Source organism: Brachybacterium aquaticum (genome assembly GCF_014204755.1).
GTDB classification, from domain to species: domain Bacteria; phylum Actinomycetota; class Actinomycetes; order Actinomycetales; family Dermabacteraceae; genus Brachybacterium; species Brachybacterium aquaticum.
The window spans coordinates 802283-819284 of sequence record NZ_JACHLZ010000001.1; the positions used below are offsets into that span (position 1 = coordinate 802283).

Annotated in this window: 14 protein-coding genes; 7 read left to right on the top strand and 7 right to left on the bottom strand. The window is 73.9% G+C overall.

Features of this window, described 5'->3' with window-relative positions; translation table 11 throughout:
• Positions 1-35 precede the first annotated feature (35 nt).
• Positions 36-1754, bottom strand: a complete 1719-nt coding sequence (locus HNR70_RS03550) for a phospho-sugar mutase (protein WP_184324439.1) — start codon at positions 1752-1754, stop codon at positions 36-38.
• Positions 1751-2593: a purine-nucleoside phosphorylase gene (locus HNR70_RS03555; protein WP_184324440.1), complete on the bottom strand. Its 843-nt coding sequence runs from the start codon at positions 2591-2593 to the stop codon at positions 1751-1753. The genes HNR70_RS03550 and HNR70_RS03555 overlap by 4 nt, the downstream gene beginning before the upstream one ends.
• A gap of 101 nt (positions 2594-2694) precedes the next feature.
• Here HNR70_RS03555 and HNR70_RS03560 point away from each other — a divergent pair, with 101 nt between their 5' ends.
• Entirely contained in the window at positions 2695-4161 is a 1467-nt protein-coding gene (locus HNR70_RS03560) for an NAD(P)H-quinone dehydrogenase (RefSeq protein WP_312857552.1), read from the top strand.
• Between the two features lie 22 nt (positions 4162-4183).
• Here the strand turns inward: HNR70_RS03560 and HNR70_RS03565 are convergent, their stop codons facing one another.
• Genes HNR70_RS03565 through HNR70_RS03585 form a run of 5 tightly spaced genes read right to left on the bottom strand, consistent with a single transcriptional unit; the run spans position 4184 to position 10467 of the window.
• Positions 4184-5959 carry an acetyl/propionyl/methylcrotonyl-CoA carboxylase subunit alpha gene (locus HNR70_RS03565; RefSeq protein WP_221421085.1) on the bottom strand — a complete coding sequence of 592 codons (1776 nt, stop codon included), beginning with the start codon at positions 5957-5959 and terminating at the stop codon, positions 4184-4186.
• 55 nt (positions 5960-6014) lie between these two features.
• Positions 6015-6794: a Maf family protein gene (locus tag HNR70_RS03570; protein ID WP_312857553.1), complete on the bottom strand. Its 780-nt coding sequence runs from the start codon at positions 6792-6794 to the stop codon at positions 6015-6017.
• Positions 6791-8482 carry a DUF885 domain-containing protein gene (locus HNR70_RS03575; RefSeq protein ID WP_184324442.1) on the bottom strand — a complete coding sequence of 564 codons (1692 nt, stop codon included), beginning with the start codon at positions 8480-8482 and terminating at the stop codon, positions 6791-6793. The genes HNR70_RS03570 and HNR70_RS03575 overlap by 4 nt, the downstream gene beginning before the upstream one ends.
• Positions 8483-8542: 60 nt before the next feature.
• Positions 8543-8881 carry a hypothetical protein gene (locus HNR70_RS03580; RefSeq protein ID WP_184324443.1) on the bottom strand — a complete coding sequence of 113 codons (339 nt, stop codon included), beginning with the start codon at positions 8879-8881 and terminating at the stop codon, positions 8543-8545.
• Complete coding sequence (locus tag HNR70_RS03585; RefSeq protein WP_184324444.1) at positions 8878-10467, bottom strand: acyl-CoA carboxylase subunit beta; 1590 nt, start codon at positions 10465-10467, stop codon at positions 8878-8880. Before HNR70_RS03585 ends, HNR70_RS03580 begins: the two co-directional genes overlap by 4 nt.
• A 253-nt stretch (positions 10468-10720) precedes the next feature.
• On the opposite strand from HNR70_RS03585, the gene HNR70_RS03590 reads away from it, so the two are divergent.
• From HNR70_RS03590 to purE, 6 genes are all read left to right on the top strand, one after another.
• Positions 10721-11770 (top strand): biotin--[acetyl-CoA-carboxylase] ligase, encoded by a 1050-nt coding sequence (locus HNR70_RS03590; protein WP_184324445.1) that lies wholly within the window; start codon positions 10721-10723, stop codon positions 11768-11770.
• The gene (locus HNR70_RS03595) at positions 11767-12969 is read left to right on the top strand and encodes an adenylate/guanylate cyclase domain-containing protein (RefSeq protein WP_312857554.1); all 1203 of its coding nucleotides are present in this window, start codon (positions 11767-11769) and stop codon (positions 12967-12969) included. The genes HNR70_RS03590 and HNR70_RS03595 overlap by 4 nt, the downstream gene beginning before the upstream one ends.
• 14 nt (positions 12970-12983) lie before the next feature.
• Positions 12984-13688, top strand: coding sequence for a response regulator transcription factor (locus HNR70_RS03600; protein ID WP_221421086.1), 705 nt, complete (start codon positions 12984-12986; stop codon positions 13686-13688).
• Between the two features lie 4 nt (positions 13689-13692).
• A complete protein-coding gene (locus tag HNR70_RS03605) occupies positions 13693-15144 on the top strand; it encodes a sensor histidine kinase (RefSeq protein ID WP_184324447.1) in 1452 nt (483 codons plus the stop codon).
• 124 nt (positions 15145-15268) lie between these two features.
• Entirely contained in the window at positions 15269-16408 is a 1140-nt protein-coding gene (locus HNR70_RS03610) for a 5-(carboxyamino)imidazole ribonucleotide synthase (RefSeq protein ID WP_246375411.1), read from the top strand.
• Complete coding sequence (gene purE, locus HNR70_RS03615) at positions 16405-16965, top strand: 5-(carboxyamino)imidazole ribonucleotide mutase (protein ID WP_246375140.1); 561 nt, start codon at positions 16405-16407, stop codon at positions 16963-16965. Before HNR70_RS03610 ends, purE begins: the two co-directional genes overlap by 4 nt.
• The last annotated feature ends 37 nt before the right edge of the window (positions 16966-17002 follow it).

Genomic DNA, 17002 nt, shown 5'->3' on the forward strand with positions numbered 1-17002 from the left:
TCCGCCCCGTCCTCCGGGGCGGACGCGAGGCAGGCTCAGGCTCCGGTGAGCGCGCGGCGCATGTCCTCAGTGATCTGCTCGAGGTGCGCCGAGGCCGCACGGCGCACCTCGCCCAGCGCCGCCTCGTCGGCCCCGGCGGGGACCTCCTCGCGCACCTCGATGTAGCACTTGAGCTTGGGCTCCGTGCCGGAGGGGCGGACGATCACGCGCGCGTCGTCGGCGGCGGCGAGCTGCACCCCGTCGGTCGCCGGCAGGCCGGTGGTCTCCGCCGAGCCCTCGGCGAGGTCCTGCACCGTGGTGACCTCGGCGCCCGCGAGTGCCGCGGGCGGCTCGGCGCGCAGCCGCGCCATCATCACGTCCCGCTCGGCGAGCTCCGTGACCCGCAGCGAGAGCTGCGAGGTCGCGAACAGGCCGTGCTCACGGGCGAGCTCGTCCAGGCGTCCGACCAGGGTGGTGCCCTCGGCGCGGGCGAGCGCCGCCATCTCGGCGACCATGAGCGCCGCGGACAGGCCGTCCTTGTCGCGGACCACCTCCGGCAGCACGCAGTAGCCGATCGCCTCCTCGTAGCCGAACACGATCCCGGGCGCACGGGCGATCCACTTGAAGCCGGTGAGCGTCGTCGCGGCCTCGAGCCCCGCTGCCTGCGCGATCCGTCCCAGCCAGCGGCTCGAGACGACTGAGTTCGCGACCGTCCCCGCATAGCCGTGGCGACGGATCAGGTGATCGCCCAGCAGCACCCCGAGCTCGTCGCCAGTCAGCATCCGCCAGTCGCCGAGGTGCGGGTCGAGCACCGCGGCGGCGCAGCGATCCGCATCAGGATCGTTCGCGATGACCACGTCGGCCTCGAGGGTGCGGGCGAGCTCGAGCGCGAGGTCGATCGCGCCGGGCTCCTCCGGGTTCGGGAAGGCGACGGTGGGGAAGTCGGGGTCGGGGTCGGCCTGCTTGGCGACGGGGTGCACCTCGGCGAAGCCGGTGCGGTGCAGGGCCGCGAGCGCGGTCTCGGTGCCCACGCCGTGCATGGCGGTGTGCACTATCCGCACGTCGCGCGGCCCGTCCAGGTCCGGCAGCGCGCAGATCGCGGCGAGGTAGTCCTCGCGCAGCTGCTCGCCGAGGGTCTCCCAGCCCGACTCCGCCCGCTCGATCCCGCGCACGGGGCCGACGGCGGCGATGCGCGCCGCGATCTGTGCGTCCGACGGGGGCACGATCTGCACGCCCTGGCCGTCCCGCGCGGAGGCGCGACCGCCGAGGTAGACCTTGTAGCCGTTGTCCGCGGGCGGGTTGTGCGAGGCGGTCACGACGATGCCGGCGTCCGCGCCGAGGTGCCGGACCGCGAAGGCGATCAGCGGGGTAGGGCCGTGGCGCTCCAGCAGGTGCACCCGGCATCCGGCCGCCGTCATGATCTCGGCGGAGGCGTGGGCGAAGTCGGCGGAGTGGTGGCGGGCGTCGAAGCCGATCACCACCAGGGGCTCCTCGAGCCCGAGGTCGCCGGTGAGGTGGTCGGCGAGGCCGCGGGCGGCGCGGGAGACCACCGCGAGGTTCATGCGGTTCGGTCCCGGGGCCATGCGACCGCGCAGCCCGGCGGTGCCGAACTCGAGGTCCCCGGCGAAGGCGTCGCGGATCTCCTCGACAGCGGGAGCGCTGCCGGCGTCGGCCTGCTCGAGCAGGCTCTCGAGCGCGGCGCGGGTGGCGAGGTCGGGATCGTCGGCGATCCACTCCTCGACCCGGGCGCGCAGGGCCGCATCGAGGCAGCTCATGCCGCGCCCCCGTCGGCCGCGCCGGCGGTGATGCGACGCACCGTCTCGGCGAGCAGGCGGGAGATGCGCGGCCCGGCCTCGCGCCCGGCCTCGAGGACCTCCTCGTGGCTGAGGGCGTCGCCGCTGATGCCGGCGGCGAGGTTGGTGACCAGCGAGATGCCCAGCACATCCATGCCGGCCTCACGGGCGGCGATCGCCTCGAGCGCGGTGGACATGCCCACCAGGTGCGCGCCGACGGCCTTGGCCATCTGCACCTCGGCCGGGGTCTCGTAGGTGGGGCCGGAGAACTGCATGTACACACCCTCGTCGAGGCTCGGGTCGACCTCGTGGGCGATCTGCCGCAGCGCCGGGGTGTACAGGTCGGTGAGGTCCACGAAGTTCGCGCCCACCAGCGGGGTGGCGCCGGTGAAGTTGATCTGGTCGCGGATCAGCACCGGGGTGCCGGGCGTCCAGGACGGGTCGATGCCGCCGCAGCCGTTGGTCAGCACCATGGTGCGGGCACCGGTCGCGGCGGCGGTGCGCACGCCGTGCACGACCGCCTGCACGCCCGCGCCCTCGTAGAAGTGGGTGCGCGCGCCGAGCACCAGGGCGCTCGCGCCCGAGCCCTCGATGCGAATCGAGCGCAGGGTGCCCACGTGCCCGGCGACGGCGGGCGGGCGGAAGCCGGGGATGGAGGTCGCGTCGGCCTGCCACACGGTCTCGCCGAGCAGGTCCGCGGCGCCGGACCAGCCGGAGCCGAGCACGAGGGCGAGATCGTGGGAGGCGACGCCGCTGGCCTCGGCGATCGCGGCGGCGGCGTCGCGGGCGAGCTGGTACGGGTCGGTGGCGTGAGAAGTCATGGGGTGAAGGTAGCGCAGACGCGCCCTCGGCACACCCGGACGGGGCGGAGTTCCCCCGGAAAAGGTCCCCCGTCACCTCGGGTTTTGCCACAATGGGCCGGGTGAGCGATCCGACCACCGCACTGCCGCGCGACTCCCGACGCGTGCCCATCACCGGCGATCATTCGAGGGTGGTGATCATGGGCGGCGGCCCCGGAGGGTACGAGGCAGCGCTGACGGCGGCCCGGCACGGCGCCGAGACCGTGCTCATCGAGGACCGCGGCGTGGGCGGCGCGGCCGTGCTCACCGACGTGGTCCCCTCCAAGACCCTCATCGCCACCGCCGAGGTGCTCGACCAGGTCGCCGGGTCCCAGCGCCTCGGGATCCGCGACGCGGACACCGGCGCCGCCCCCACCGCCGAGACCCTGGACGTCGACCTCTCCGCGGTCAACGCCCGCGTGCAGAGCCTCGCCGCCGCGCAGTCCGAGGACATCCGCGCGAGCCTCCTGGCGGAGGGGGTGGAGGTCGTCCACGGGCGCGGCCGGCTGGACGGTCCCGACCGGGTCGAGGTGCTCGACGACGAGGGGCGCAGCGTGCGGGTCCTGGAGGCCGACGTGATCCTGCTGGCCGTCGGCGCCCGTCCCCGCGAGCTCGCCGACGCCCCCTGCGACGGGGAGCGGATCTTGAACTGGACCCAGCTGTATGCGCTGGAGTCCCTGCCCGAGCACCTGATCGTGGTCGGGTCGGGCGTCACCGGTGCCGAGTTCGCCAGCGCCTACCGCTCCCTCGGCAGCGAGGTCACCCTCGTCTCCTCCCGCGACAAGGTGCTGCCCGGCACCGACGCCGACGCCGCCGACGTGCTCGAGGACGCCTTCGCCCGCCGCGGCGTCACCGTGCGCTCGCGCTCCCGCGCCGCGGCCGCCCGCCGCAGCGAGGACGGTGTGGTCGTCACCCTCACCACCGGCGAGGAGATCACCGGCAGTCACGTCCTCATGGCGCTCGGGGGGATTCCGAACACCGCGGACCTGGGTCTGTTCACCGCGGGGGTGCGGGTGCGCGAGAGCGGCCACATCGAGACCGACCGGGTCTCGCGCACCTCCGTGCGCGGCATCTACGCCGCCGGGGACTGCACCGGCGTGTACCCGCTCGCGTCCGTCGCGGCGATGCAGGGGCGGATCGCGATGCACCACGCGCTCGGGGACGCGGTGAACCCGCTGATCACCTCCCACATCTCCTCCGCCATCTTCACCAGTCCCGAGATCGCGGTGGTGGGCGTGAGCGAGGAGGACGTGCGTGCAGGCGACGTGAACGCCGAGGTGCTCGTGCTGGGCCTGGACACCAACCCGCGCGCCAAGATGCAGGGCATCACGGAGGGGTTCGTGAAGCTGTTCGTGCGCCCCGACTCCCACACCGTGCTCGGCGCGGTGGTGGTCGCCCCGCGCGCGAGCGAGCTGATCCTGCCGCTCACCCTCGCCGTCACCCACCGGCTCACGGCCGAGCAGGTCGCCGGCACGTTCACCGTCTACCCCTCGCTCACCGGCTCCCTCGCCGAGGTGGCCCGTCGCCAGGTGCTCTCGCAGGAGGGGTGAGGGCGGGGCGCCCCGCCCCGGGTCAGTCCTCGATCGAGCAGAGCACGGCGCCCGCGGAGACGGTCGCGCCGATCTCGGCGTTCAGGCCCTTGACCACGCCCGAGCGGGGCGCGGTGATGGGCTGCTCCATCTTCATCGCCTCGAGCACCACGAGCAGGTCGCCGTCGGCGACGTGCTGGCCATCCTCGGCGACGACCTTCACGATCGTGCCCTGCATGGGGGCGGCCACGCTGTTGCCGCTCGCGACCACGTCGCCGCCGCGGTGCTGGCGCTTGCGGCGCTGGCGCACGGCGGCCTGCGGGGCGCGCAGGGAGGCGGGCAGGCTGATCTCGACCCGTCGGCCGTCGACCTCGACGACCACCGACTCGCGGTCCTCGGGCTCCTCCGGCTGGGCCGGCAGCGGCGCGGCCGGCAGGTCGCCGGCGAAGTCGGTCTCGATCCAGCGGGTGTGGACCTCGAAGGGCTCCTCGGGATCGGCCGGGGCGAAGGCCGGGTCCTCGACCACCACGCGATGGAACGGCAGCACGGTCGGGATCCCGTCGATGCGGAACTCGGCCAGCGCCCGGCGGGAGCGCTCGAGCGCCTCCTGGCGGGTCGCGCCGGTGACCACGAGCTTGGCGAGCATCGAGTCGAAGGCGCCGGAGACCTCGTCGCCCGCGCGGACGCCGGACTCGACGCGCACGCCCGGGCCGGAGGGCACGTCGTAGCGGGTGATGCGGCCCGGGGCGGGCATGAAGCCGCGGCCGGGATCCTCGCCGTTGATGCGGAACTCGAAGGAGTGCCCGCGGGTGACGGGGTCCTCGCTGGAGATGCGCTCGCCGGCGGCGATGCGCAGCTGCTCGCGCACCAGGTCCACGCCCGCGACCTCCTCGGTCACGGGGTGCTCGACCTGGAGGCGGGTGTTGACCTCGAGGAAGGAGATGGTGCCGTCCTTGCCCACGAGGAACTCGCAGGTGCCGGCACCCACGTACCCGGCCTCGCGCAGGATCGCCTTGGAGGAGGAGACCAGCTGCGCGTTCTGCTGGGAGGTGAGGAAGGGCGCGGGGGCCTCCTCGACGAGCTTCTGGTGGCGGCGCTGCAGGGAGCAGTCGCGGGTGGAGACGACCTGCACGTTGCCGTACTGGTCGGCCAGGCACTGGGTCTCCACGTGGCGGGGCGCGTCCAGGTAGCGCTCCACGAAGCACTCGCCGCGACCGAAGGCGGCGGTCGCCTCGCGCACGGCGGAGTCGAACAGCTCGCGGACCTCGCCCTCCTCGCGCGCGACCTTCAGGCCGCGGCCGCCGCCGCCGAAGGCGGCCTTGATCGCGATGGGCAGGCCGTGCTCGCGGGCGAAGTCGACGACCTCGTCGGAGCTCTTGACCGGGTCCTTGGTGCCGGCGACCAGGGGCGCGCCGGCCTTCTGGGCGATGTGGCGGGCGGAGACCTTGTCGCCGAGCTTCTCGATCGCCTCGGGCGGCGGCCCGATCCAGGTCAGGCCCGCGTCGATGACGGCCTGGGCGAAGTCGGCGCGCTCGGAGAGGAAGCCGTAGCCGGGATGGACCGCATCCGCCCCGGAGCGGTGGGCGATGTCCAGGATCTTGTCGACCACCAGGTAGGAGCTCGCGGCGGTGGTGCCGCCGAGGGCGTAGGCCTCGTCGGCGATCGTGGTGTGCAGCGCGTCCCGGTCCGGGTCGGCGTACACCGCGATGGAGCGCAGGCCGGCGTCCCTGCAGGCCCGGGCGACACGCACCGCGATCTCCCCACGGTTGGCGATGAGCACCGTGGACAGGGGGCGGGGCTTGGCGGAGCGAGGGGCCATGGGGCGGAGGTTCCTTCCGGGAGACGGCAGAGGCCGAGTCTAGTACCGAGGCGGCTCAGGGAGCCGCAGGGTCCGACGGGGTCGTGTCCGTGGGAGCGTCAGCCGACGGGCTCGCGGCCGACGGGGGCTCGTCCTCGGTAGCGTCGTCCTCCCACAGCTCGTGGATGCCGAGCCCGATCTCGCCGAGCATCCGGCGCAGCAGCGGCAGGGAGAGGCCGACGACGGCGTGCGGGTCGCCCTCGAGGTGCTCGATGAAGGGACCGCCGCGGCCGTCGATGGTGAAGCCGCCCGCGACGCCGAGCGGCTCACCGGTGGCGACGTAGGCGTCGATCTCCTCGTCGGAGAGGTCGGCGAAGGTCAGCGAGCAGCTCGCGGTCGCGCCGAAGGTCGCGCCCGTGCCGCCGTCCTCCTCGTCGCGGTCGTCCACGATCCAGTGCCCGGAGTGCAGCACGCCGGTGCGGCCGCGCATGGCCCGCCAGCGCGCGGCGGCGCGCTCGGCGGTCAGCGGCTTGCCGATCGCTTCGCCGTCGAGCTCCAGCATCGAGTCGCAGCCGAGCACCACGTACCCGCAGCCGCTGCGGGCGGTCGCCGTGAGCGCCTTCTCGCGGGCCAGCAGCAGCACCTCCTCGGCGGGGGAGAGGGGCTCGTCCCCGGCGGCCTCGCGGGCCGCGGCGAGGATCGCGTCCTCGTCGAGGTCCACGGGCAGGGCGGAGTGCTCGATGCGGGCTGCGCGCAGGGTCGCCCGGCGTCCCGCGGAGGCGGAGGCGAGCAGCAGCAGCGGGTCGTGGTCGAGCCCGCCGTCCTCGATCAGCGCAGCCTCGTCCGGGGCGGTCACAGCGCTCCCTCCAGGACCGACAGCGGCAGGCTGCCCAGCTCCAGGGCGCGGCGGTGGAAGTCGCGCACCGCCTGGGGAGAGGAGTCGGCGGCGGTGACGCGGTCGCGGATCTGCTCCCAGGTGCGCTGGCCGACCTTGTAGGACGGGGCCTGGCCGGGCCAGCCGAGGTACCGGTTCAGCTCGAAGCGGCGCTCGGCCTCCTCCATGCCCCAGTTCGCGGTCATGAACTCCCAGGCGGTGCCCTCGTCCCAGGCACCGCCGTCAGCCCCGGGCAGGCCCGTCGGCATCGGCAGCCCCAGGTGCAGGCCGATGTCCAGGACCACGCGGCCGGCGCGGAAGCGCTGCGCGTCCAGCATGCCCATGCGGTCGCCGTCGTCCTCGAGGTAGCCCAGCTGCTCCATGAGCCGCTCGGCGTACAGCGCCCAGCCCTCGCCGTGCCCGGAGACCCAGCACAGCATCGCGCGCCAGCGGTTCAGCGCCTTCGTCTGCATCGTCTGCACGCCCACCTGGAGGTGATGGCCGGGGACGCCCTCGTGATAGACGGTCGTGGTCTGCTCCCAGGTGCGGAACTCCTCGGTGCCCTCGGGCACGTCCCACCACATGCGGCCGGGCCGGGTGAGGTCCTCGCTGGGGCCGGTGTAGTAGATGCCGCCGGAGCCGGTGCGGGCGATGCGGCACTCGAGGCGGTGCAGGGGCTCGGGGATGTCGAAGTGGGTGCCGGCGAGGTCGCGCACGGCGGTGTCGGAGAGGTCCTGCATCCACGCCTGGAGCGCATCGGTGCCGTGCAGCAGGCGCGCCGGGTCCGCGTTCAGCGCCTCCTTCGCGGCGGCGACGGAGCTGCCGCCGCCGGTGCCGTAGCGCTCGTTCAGGCGCGTGGCGACCTGCTCCTGCTCGGCGATGATCGCGCGCAGCTCCTCGATGCCCCACGCATAGGTCTCCTCGAGGTCCACCTCGGTGCCCAGGTACGTGCGGGAGGCGAGGCGGTAGACGTCCCGGCCCACCGCGTCGGCCTCGGGCGCCTGCGGGGCGAGCTCGTCCAGGACGCCCGCGAGCTCGCGGTAGGCGGCGCGGGCCGCGTCGGCGGCATGGCGCACCTGGCGCCGCTGGGCGTCGTCGCCGACGGCCTCGCCTGCGAAGGTGTCGAAGAAGCCGCCGTCCTCGGCGTAGCCGCGGGCCTGCTCGGCGCCGAGCACGAGCTGGCGGCGGGAGGAGAGGACGCCGGAGGCCGCGGCCTCGCGCAGCGACTCGGCCCAGGTGGACAGCGAGCGCGGGAAGCCGTCCATGCGCTCGGCGAGCACCTGCCAGTCCTCGGCGGTGTCGGTGGGCATCAGGTCCAGCACGTCGCGTGACTGCAGCACGGAGGCGAGGTTGTTGACGGCGGCGATGCCGAGCCGGGTCGGGGCGGCCTCGAGCTCGAGGCCGAGCCGTTCCTGCAGGGCGGCGCGGGTGACGGTGTCGACCTCGTCGGCGTCGGGGACCTCCGCGATCGCGGCGAGCAGCTCTCGGGCGAGGTCGTCGCGCTCGGCGACCGCGGCGGGGGAGTGGTCGGTGACCTCCCCGTCATGGCCCGCGATCCCCAGCTGCGTGGCCAGGAACGGGTCCTTCGCGGCGAGGCGGTCGACGTAGTCGTTCGCCAGGGCGTCCAGGGCGGAGGGGGTGCGGCCGGTGGCCGGGGTGGGGCTCGACATGCTCGGCAGTCTAGGTCGTGCGGCGCCCTCGCTCTGCACGGCCCGGCACGGACCGGCCGCTCAGCGGTCGGCGTGGAGCCAGGCGGAGGCGGAGGGGTGCAGGCGCTGGGCGTGCCCGCGGGCGTGGGTGTGCACCGGGGAGGTCCAGCCGCTCTCGCCGCCGAGTCCCTCGGCGAGCGAGCGCTCCTCGGCCTCGAGCCGGCTGGTCACGCTCATGGCGGAGACGACCACGGCGATCGCCGCGAGCTCGTCGGCCGCGAGGCGCCCGGCGACCAGGCGCACATCGGAGCGGGGGGCCGCCTCGGCGGCGGACCCGTCGGCCGACGGTCCCTTCGCGGCCGACGCGCCCTGCGCGGTCGCGCTCGCGTCGGCCGACGCGCCGCTCTGCTGCGTGCTCACAGCGGGATGTTCCCGTGCTTCTTGGTGGGCAGGGAGTCGCGCTTGGTGCGCAGCGCGCGCAGGGCGCGGGAGATCTCCAGGCGCGTGTCGGCCGGCTGGATGACGCCGTCGATCCAGCCGCGCTCGGCCGCGGTGTACGGGGTGGCGAACTGCTCCTCGTACTCGGCCTCGTAGCGGGCGCGCTCGGCGGCGACGTCCCCGCCCTCCTCGGAGACCTTCCGCAGGTCGCCGCGGTGGAGGATGTTCACGGCGCCCTGGGCGCCCATCACCGCGATCTGGGCGGTGGGCCAGGCGAGGTTCACGTCCGCGCCGAGCTCCTTGGAGCCCATCACGATGTACGCGCCGCCGTAGGCCTTGCGGGTGATCAGGGTGATCAGCGGGACGGTCGCCTCGGCATAGGCGTACAGCAGCTTCGCGCCGCGGCGGATGATCCCGCCGTACTCCTGCTCGGTGCCGGGCAGGAATCCGGGAACGTCCACGAAGGTGAGGACCGGGATGTTGTTCGCGTCGCACAGGCGCACGAACCGCGCCGCCTTCTCGGAGGCGTCGATGTCCAGGGTGCCGGCCAGGTGCGAGGGCTGGTTGGCGATGATCCCGACGCTCGAGCCCTCCACGCGGCCGAACCCGACCACGACGTTGCGGGCGAACATCGGCTGGACCTCGAGGAACTCCTCGTCGTCCAGCACGGTGCGGATCACCGTGAGCATGTCGTAGGGCTGGTTGGGGGAGTCGGGCACCAGGGTGTCCAGCGCCGAGTCCGCCGGGGTGCGGCTCTCCTCGATCCGCACCGGGAAGGACGGGGCCGGGGTGAGGGTGTTGGCCGGGAGGTAGGAGAGCAGGTCCTTGACGTACTCGATCGCCTCGGCCTCGTCGGGCGCCATGTAGTGCGCCACGCCCGAGCGGGTGGAGTGGGTGCGTGCACCGCCCAGCTCCTCGAAGCCCACGTCCTCGCCGGTGACCGTGCGGATCACGTCCGGGCCGGTGATGAACATGTGCGAGGTCTTCTCGACCATCACGATGATGTCGGTCAGCGCCGGGGAGTACACGGCGCCGCCCGCGGCCGGGCCCATGATCAGCGAGATCTGCGGGATCACGCCGGAGGCGCGAGTGTTGCGGCGGAAGATCCCGGCGAACATGGCCAGCGACGCCACGCCCTCCTGGATGCGGGCGCCGCCGCCGTCGAGGATGCCGATGATCGGCACACCGGTGCGCAGGGCGAGGTCCTGGATCTTCTGGATCTTGCGGCCGTGCGCCTCGCCGAGGGAGCCGCCGAACACGGTGAAGTCCTGGGAGTACACGCACACCTGACGGCCGTCGATGGTGCCGTAGCCGGTGACGATGCCGTCGCCGTCGGGGCGCTTGCGATCGATGCCGAAGCTGCTCGCCTGGTGGCGCACGAACCGGTCGGTCTCGACGAACGAGCCGTCGTCCAGCAGGTCGGCGATGCGCTCGCGGGCGGTCTTCTTGCCGCGCGCATGCTGCTTCTGGACCGCGATCTCGTCGGCCGCGGAGACCGCGGCCGCGTCGCGCTCGCGCAGGTCCTCGAGTCGCTGGGCGGTGGTGAGCGGCCGCGGGGCGTCGGTCACGGGACCTCCTGCAACGGCCTGCGGGGCCGTCCTGGTACGGGGATTCGGAACACCGGGATACTACGCTACGCAGGTCCGACGGCGGCCGACCCCGCCCCGGGGACGGCCGCGGCGTCGGCCCCGGCAGTGGCCCGCCGCTCCCGGGACCACCAGCGCCCTCCCAGCGTCGGCGCAGTGTGCACCGTGAGGATGGAGCGCTCCGACACGCGGGAAGGAACGGAGGGTCGTGGTGGCAGAAGTGGTGGGACGAGACATGTCGCAGCACCCGGTCGGGGCGGACGCTCCTGGCCCGGTCCTCCACCGCCGGGACGCGGTCGGCTCCACCCAGGACGAGGCCGCCGCGTTCCTTCGCGCGGGCGAGGCCCCGCCCTTCACCCTCACCGCCCGCCGGCAGACCGCCGGGCGCGGGCGCCTGGGCCGCGCCTTCGCGAGCCCCGACGGGGCGAGCCTGTCGCTGACCCACGTGCACCGCACCGCGATCACCCCCGAGGCGCGTGGCTGGATCCCCCTCGCCGCCGGACTCGCCGCGGTGCGCGCCCTCGACGCGGTCGTGCCCGTCACCGGCGAGGACGGCGTGCGCGTGGGGCTCAAGTGGCCCAACGACCTCCATACGGCCGACGGGCGCAAGCTCGGCGGCATCCTCGTCGAGGTCCGCGGCGCGCACGACCTGCTGATCGGCATCGGCCTGAACCTGCGGGGCCCCGTGCTGGGGGCCGACGGCGCGCCCGTCCCCGGCGCGGCCTGGCTGCGCGGGGAGGGCGGCATCCGGGAGGAGGCGGGGGCGCCTGCCGACGGGGCGCTGCGCGAGGCTCTCGAGGAGGCGCTGGTGGCGGCGCTGCGCGACGAGCTGGAGAGGCTCGAGTCCACCCAGGGAGACGGGGACGACGCGGGAACCCGTGGGCGCTACACTGTGTCCTGCCTCACACTCGGGCGTGCTGTGCGGGTCGATCCTCTGGGGGAGACCGGCGCAGGGGGAGCGCAGTCCGCTCCTCCTGCACTGCGCGGCATCGCCCGGGACATCGACGGGTACGGGCGCCTGGTGCTCGACTCGGGAACGGGGGAGCGCCGGACGGCCGTGGACGTCGGCGACGTGAGGCACCTGCGCCCGGACGCGCCGTCCGGGACCGCGCACGAGACCACCACCGCAGGCGAGAACACCGCAGGCGAGAACACTGCAGGACCATCGGCAGCCGACAGCGCGCGCCCCCGCGCCGCAGCGCAGGACGCCGCCCCACCCAGCAACCGCCGCGAGGCGAGCAGACCGCAGGAGACGAGCATGGAGCACGAGGGACGCACGAGGTGACCGACGGCATGGAGGATCTGGACCGACGTGACCCGGGGGAGGAGCAGGATCTCACCGGGGACCGGCTCGCGCCCGTGGACACGGTCCCCACCCACACCCAGGAGCTGCCCGACCTCACCGCGGAGGACGAGGTCGTCGGGTCGCTCGACGACCGGGAGATCCTGGACCTGAACCGGCGCTTCGCCTCGGTGCGACGCAGCGTCGGCGCGCTCGAGAAGGTGCTGCTGCAGGGGCCGCGAAAGTACTCCCGGCGCGACCTCGCCGAGCAGCAGGGCATCCCCGAGCGGCTCACCTCGGTGTACTGGCGCTCGCTCGGCTTCACCCCGGTGGACGAGGACACGGTGGTGTTCACCGACGAGGACGCCCAGGCCATCGGCGACCTCGCCGCCATCGTCGAGGACGGGGTGCTCTCCGAGCGCGCCTTCGCCTCCATCTCCCGCGGCATGGGCTTCCACATGGGGCGCCTGGCGATGTGGATCACCGAGGCGCTCGTGGACGAGGCGAAGAACACCGACGGCCTCGACGACTCCCAGGCCCGCCAGCAGATGCTCGAGGAGATCCCCGAGCTGCTGGAGACCTTCGAGTCCCAGGTGATGTTCACCTTCCGCCGTCAGCTCGCCGCCTATGCCGCCCGGGCCGGGAGCGAGGTGCTGCACCGCGACACCGACGAGCTGTACCCGCTCCAGCGCGCCGTCGGCTTCGCCGACCTCGTCCAGTTCACCCGCCTCTCCCAGGACCTCCCCGGTGCCGAGCTCGCGGACATGGTGGGCCGCTTCGAGTCGATCAGCCGCGACATCATCTCCGTGGGCGGCGGGCGCGTGGTCAAGACCGTCGGCGACGAGATCATGTTCCTGGCCGACACGCCCGAGGACGGGGCGCAGATCGCGGTGAGCCTCGCCGAGACCATCACCGCCGATCCCGTGCTCCCGCCCGTGCGGGTGGGGATGGCCTGGGGGTCGATGTTCTCCCGGTACGGGGACGTGTTCGGCCCGACGGTGAACCTCGCCGCCCGCATGGAGTCCGTGGCCAGGCCGGGCGCGGTGCTCGTGGACGGCGAGACGGCCGAGGCGATCGTCCAGGCGCTGCCCGGCGGCTTCGGCTTCGGCGAGGGCGAGGACGTGGACCTCCACGGCATCGGCACCGTCGAGCTCCAGGAGATGACGCGGGAGAGCTCCGCACCCCTGGATCTCGGTCTGTGAGCTCGGGACGTACTATGGCTGACGTGACACGACTGCTTCTCGTCGAGGACGACTCGGCCATCGCTGAACCGCTCTCCCGGGCTCTGGACCGTGAGGGCTACACCGTCACGCGCGCCTCGCGGGGCATGGACGCGCTCTCCATCGCCGCCGGTCCGGACCCGATCGACCTGGTCATCCTGGACCTCGGGCTGCCGGACCTGGACGGTCTGGAGGTCGCTCGGCGCCTGCGCAAGGGCGGCCTCGAGTCGCCGATCCTGATCCTCACCGCGCGGGCCGACGAGGTCGACGCGGTGGTCGGGCTGGACGCCGGCGCGGACGACTACGTCACCAAGCCCTTCCGCCTCGGCGAGCTGCAGGCGCGCATCCGCGCCCTCATGCGGCGCTCCCAGGCGACCGAGGAGACCGGCGACAGCTTCGACGTCAACGGCGTCACCCTCGACGTCGCCGCGCGCCGCGCCTACGCCGACGGCGAGGAGCTGAGCCTCTCCGCCAAGGAGTACGACCTGCTCACCGTGCTGGTGCGCGAGGCCGGCAGCGTCGTCACCCGCGACGACCTCATGCGCGAGGTGTGGGGCGCCGAATGGTGGGGCTCCACGAAGACCCTGGACATGCACATCTCGTGGCTGCGTCGCAAGCTCGGCGACGACGCCACCGACCCGCGCCGGATCACCACGGTGAGGGGAGTCGGCTTCCGGTTCGAGACCGGCACGGAGAGCTGACCCCGTGCGGCAGCGCGTGCTGCAGGCCACCATCATCACCGTGCTGCTCGCCGTGCTGATGCTCGGCATCCCGCTGGGGTACTCGTGGCTGCAGCTGACCCGACAGAACCTCACCAACGACGCCAACGTCATCCTCGACCGCGTGCGCGTGGACACCGAGGCGCGCCTGCAGGAGGGGCGGCCGATCGACGAGGCCCTCCTCCAGCGGCGCATCGACGCCCAGTCGGACCTGAACCTCTCGGTCTCCGTCGTCTACGAGGGCACCACCATCTCCGCCGGCGACCCGCCCGGCGACGATGCCGTGCGCACCAACACCACCGGCGCCTCCGGCCAGCAGATCACCGTGTACATCCCGCAGTCCGACGTGCGCGCCCACACCGCGAGCGCCTGGGTGCTGATCACGGTCGCGGGCATGTCCGCCCTCTCCATCGGCGTGTCCGTGGCGCTGTGGCAGGCCCAGCGGATCTCCATGCCGCTGGCGAGACTGGCCCGGCGCGCGGAGGAGATGGGCGCCGGCCGCGCCCGCGGCTCGTGGAAGCCCTCCGGCATCGCCGAGATCGACGACGTCGCCATCGAGCTCTCCCGCTCCGGCGCCATGCTCAACGAACGGCTCGAGGCCGAGAGCCGCCTCGCCTCCGACGCCTCCCACCAGCTGCGCACGCCGCTCACGGCGCTGTCGATGCGCCTGGACGAGATCCTCGCGACCAGCTCCGAGGAGTGGGTGCGCGAGGAGGCCCGCATCTCCCTCGAGCAGATCGACCGCCTCACCGAGGTGGTCCACGACCTCATCAACGCCCCCCGCTCCTCCCAGCGCCGCACCCCCGGCGTCGTGGAGCTGCGCACCGTGCTGACCCAGCAGAGCGAGGAGTGGTCCCCGGCCTACCGCCGCGCCCAGCGCGAGCTGCGCATCCAGGTGCCCCGCAGCGCCGCTGTGTGGGGCTCCGCCGGCCCCCTCACCCAGGTCATCGCGACCCTCATCGAGAACGCGCTCGCCCACGGCGGCGGGCGCACCACCGTCAAGGTGCGCCGCAACGAGCACTCCACCGTCGTGGAGGTCTCCGACGAGGGCACCGGCATCGATCCCGAGCTCGGCGCGCGCATCTTCGAGCGCTCCGTCTCCGGGCGCAGCTCCCAGGGCACCGGCGTGGGCCTCGCGCTCGCCCGCACCCTCGTCGAGGACGACGGCGGCCGCCTCGAGCTGCTCACCGAGAACCCCGCGACCTTCGGCGTCTTCCTCATCTCCGCCCCCGGCGACGAGGGTGGCGACGACGGGGCCGACGTGGACCTGCGCGGCGGCAGGAGCGGCCGACGCGCCCGCTCTGGCCGTCCCTCGCGCACCCGTGCCGACATGACCCCCAGCGGCGTCTCCGGCGGACGTCACGCCGCCGGCGGCGACGACCTGGACACCCTGCCCCAGGGGTCCGTGGTCCGGCGCCGCCCGCGCTCGAGGTCCTGACCTCAGTACACTGGCCGCCGTGCCGAACACCCCGCCCCGCCCCCGTCCGTCCGTCGTGCAGGAGGGGACGCGCGGCCCCGCTGCGACCCGCCTCGGCGTGGTCGGCGCCGGGCAGCTCGCCCGCATGATGCTCGGCCCCGCGATCGAGCTGGGGCTCACCGCCGAGGTGCTCGCCACCGATCCCGCCGAGTCCGCCGCCCAGGTCGCCGCCCGCGTGCAGCTCGGTCGCCACGACGACGAGGCCGCGGTGCGCTCCCTCGCGGCCGACGTCGAGGTGATCACCTTCGACCACGAGCACGTCCCCACCGCGATCCTCGAGGGTCTCGAGCGGGACGGCGTCGCCGTGCGCCCCGGACCCGCCGCCCTCGTCCACGCCCAGGACAAGCTCGTCATGCGCGAGCGCCTCACCGCGCTCGGCCATCCCTGCCCCCGCTGGTGGCGGATCGGCTCGGCCGACGACCTCGCCGCCGCGCTCGCCGACGCCGGCGCCCGGCTCGTGGTGAAGACCCCGCGCGGCGGCTACGACGCCCACGGCGTCCGGATCGTCTCTTCGGCCGACGAGGCCGCCGACTGGCTCGAGAGCCACGGCGAGCTGCTCGCCGAGGAGCTCGTCCCCTTCACCCGCGAGCTCTCCGCCCAGGTCGCGCGCCGGCCCGGGGGAGAGGCGCTCGCCTACCCCGTCGTCCAGTCGCTCCAGAAGGACGGGGTCTGCTACGAGGTCGTCGCCCCCGCGCCGGGACTCGACGAGGACGCCCAGCAACGCATCCAGGCACTGGCCCTCGCGATCGCCGAGGACCTCGGCGTGACCGGCATGCTCGCCGTGGAGCTGTTCGAGACCGCGGACGGCGACGTGCTTGTGAACGAGCTCGCCATGCGCCCCCACAACACCGGCCACTGGTCCATGGACGGCGCCGTCACCGGCCAGTTCGAGCAGCACCTGCGCGCCGTTGCCGACCTGCCCCTCGGCGCGACCGCCCCGCTCGCCCCCGTGTCCGTGATGGTGAACCTCCTCGGCGGCACGGCCGAGGACCTCGCCCCCGGCATGGCCGCGGCGCTCGCCGGGGACCCGGAGATCAAGGTCCACCTGTACGGCAAGTCCGTGCGTCCCGGCCGCAAGATCGGCCACGTCACACTGCTCGGGGATGACGCCGGGGAGCTTCTCGCCCGCGCCCACCGCGCCGAGCAGCTGATCATCCACGGCCCCGGCGCCGAGCGCCCGGCAGAGCACGCCACCGCCCCCACCACCGACGGAGAGCCCCGATGACCGCAGAGCAGCACGCCGGACAGACCACAGAGCAGACGGAAGAGCAGACGGCCTCCCGGCCCCTCGTCGGGATCGTCATGGGCTCCGACTCCGACTACCCCGTGATGAAGGCGGCCGAGGAGGCCCTGGCCGAGTTCGGGATCGAGGTCGAGGTCGACGTCGTCTCCGCCCACCGCATGCCCGAGGACATGGTCGCCTGGGGTCGCAGCGCCGCCGACCGCGGCCTGCGCGTGGTGATCGCGGGCGCCGGCGGCGCCGCCCACCTGCCCGGCATGCTCGCCTCCCTCACGCCGCTGCCGGTGATCGGCGTGCCCGTGCCGCTGAAGCACCTCGACGGCATGGACTCCCTGCTCTCGATCGTGCAGATGCCCGCCGGGGTGCCGGTCGCGACCGTCTCCATCGGCGGGGCCCGCAACGCCGGGCTCCTCGCCGCACGGATCCTCGCCGCCGGCGGCGACGAGCACGCCGCGGAGCTGCGCGAGCGGATGGTCGCCTTCCAGGGCGAGCTGCGCGAGATCGCGATGCGGAAGGGCGAGGCGCTCCGCGCCTCCCGGTGACAGTGCGAGCGCGGGGCACCTCGAGGTGCCCCGCGCT

Coding starts and splice junctions, on each gene's coding strand:
- HNR70_RS03550 (WP_184324439.1), bottom strand. CDS start 1,754: ATGAGCTGCCTCGATGCGGCCCTGCGCGCCCGGGTCGAGGAGTGGATC.
- HNR70_RS03555 (WP_184324440.1), bottom strand. CDS start 2,593: ATGACTTCTCACGCCACCGACCCGTACCAGCTCGCCCGCGACGCCGCC.
- HNR70_RS03565 (WP_221421085.1), bottom strand. CDS start 5,959: ATGGCCCCTCGCTCCGCCAAGCCCCGCCCCCTGTCCACGGTGCTCATC.
- HNR70_RS03575 (WP_184324442.1), bottom strand. CDS start 8,482: ATGTCGAGCCCCACCCCGGCCACCGGCCGCACCCCCTCCGCCCTGGAC.
- HNR70_RS03590 (WP_184324445.1), top strand. CDS start 10,721: ATGTCGCAGCACCCGGTCGGGGCGGACGCTCCTGGCCCGGTCCTCCAC.
- HNR70_RS03600 (WP_221421086.1), top strand. CDS start 12,984: ATGGCTGACGTGACACGACTGCTTCTCGTCGAGGACGACTCGGCCATC.
- HNR70_RS03610 (WP_246375411.1), top strand. CDS start 15,269: ATGATGCTCGGCCCCGCGATCGAGCTGGGGCTCACCGCCGAGGTGCTC.
- purE (WP_246375140.1), top strand. CDS start 16,405: ATGACCGCAGAGCAGCACGCCGGACAGACCACAGAGCAGACGGAAGAG.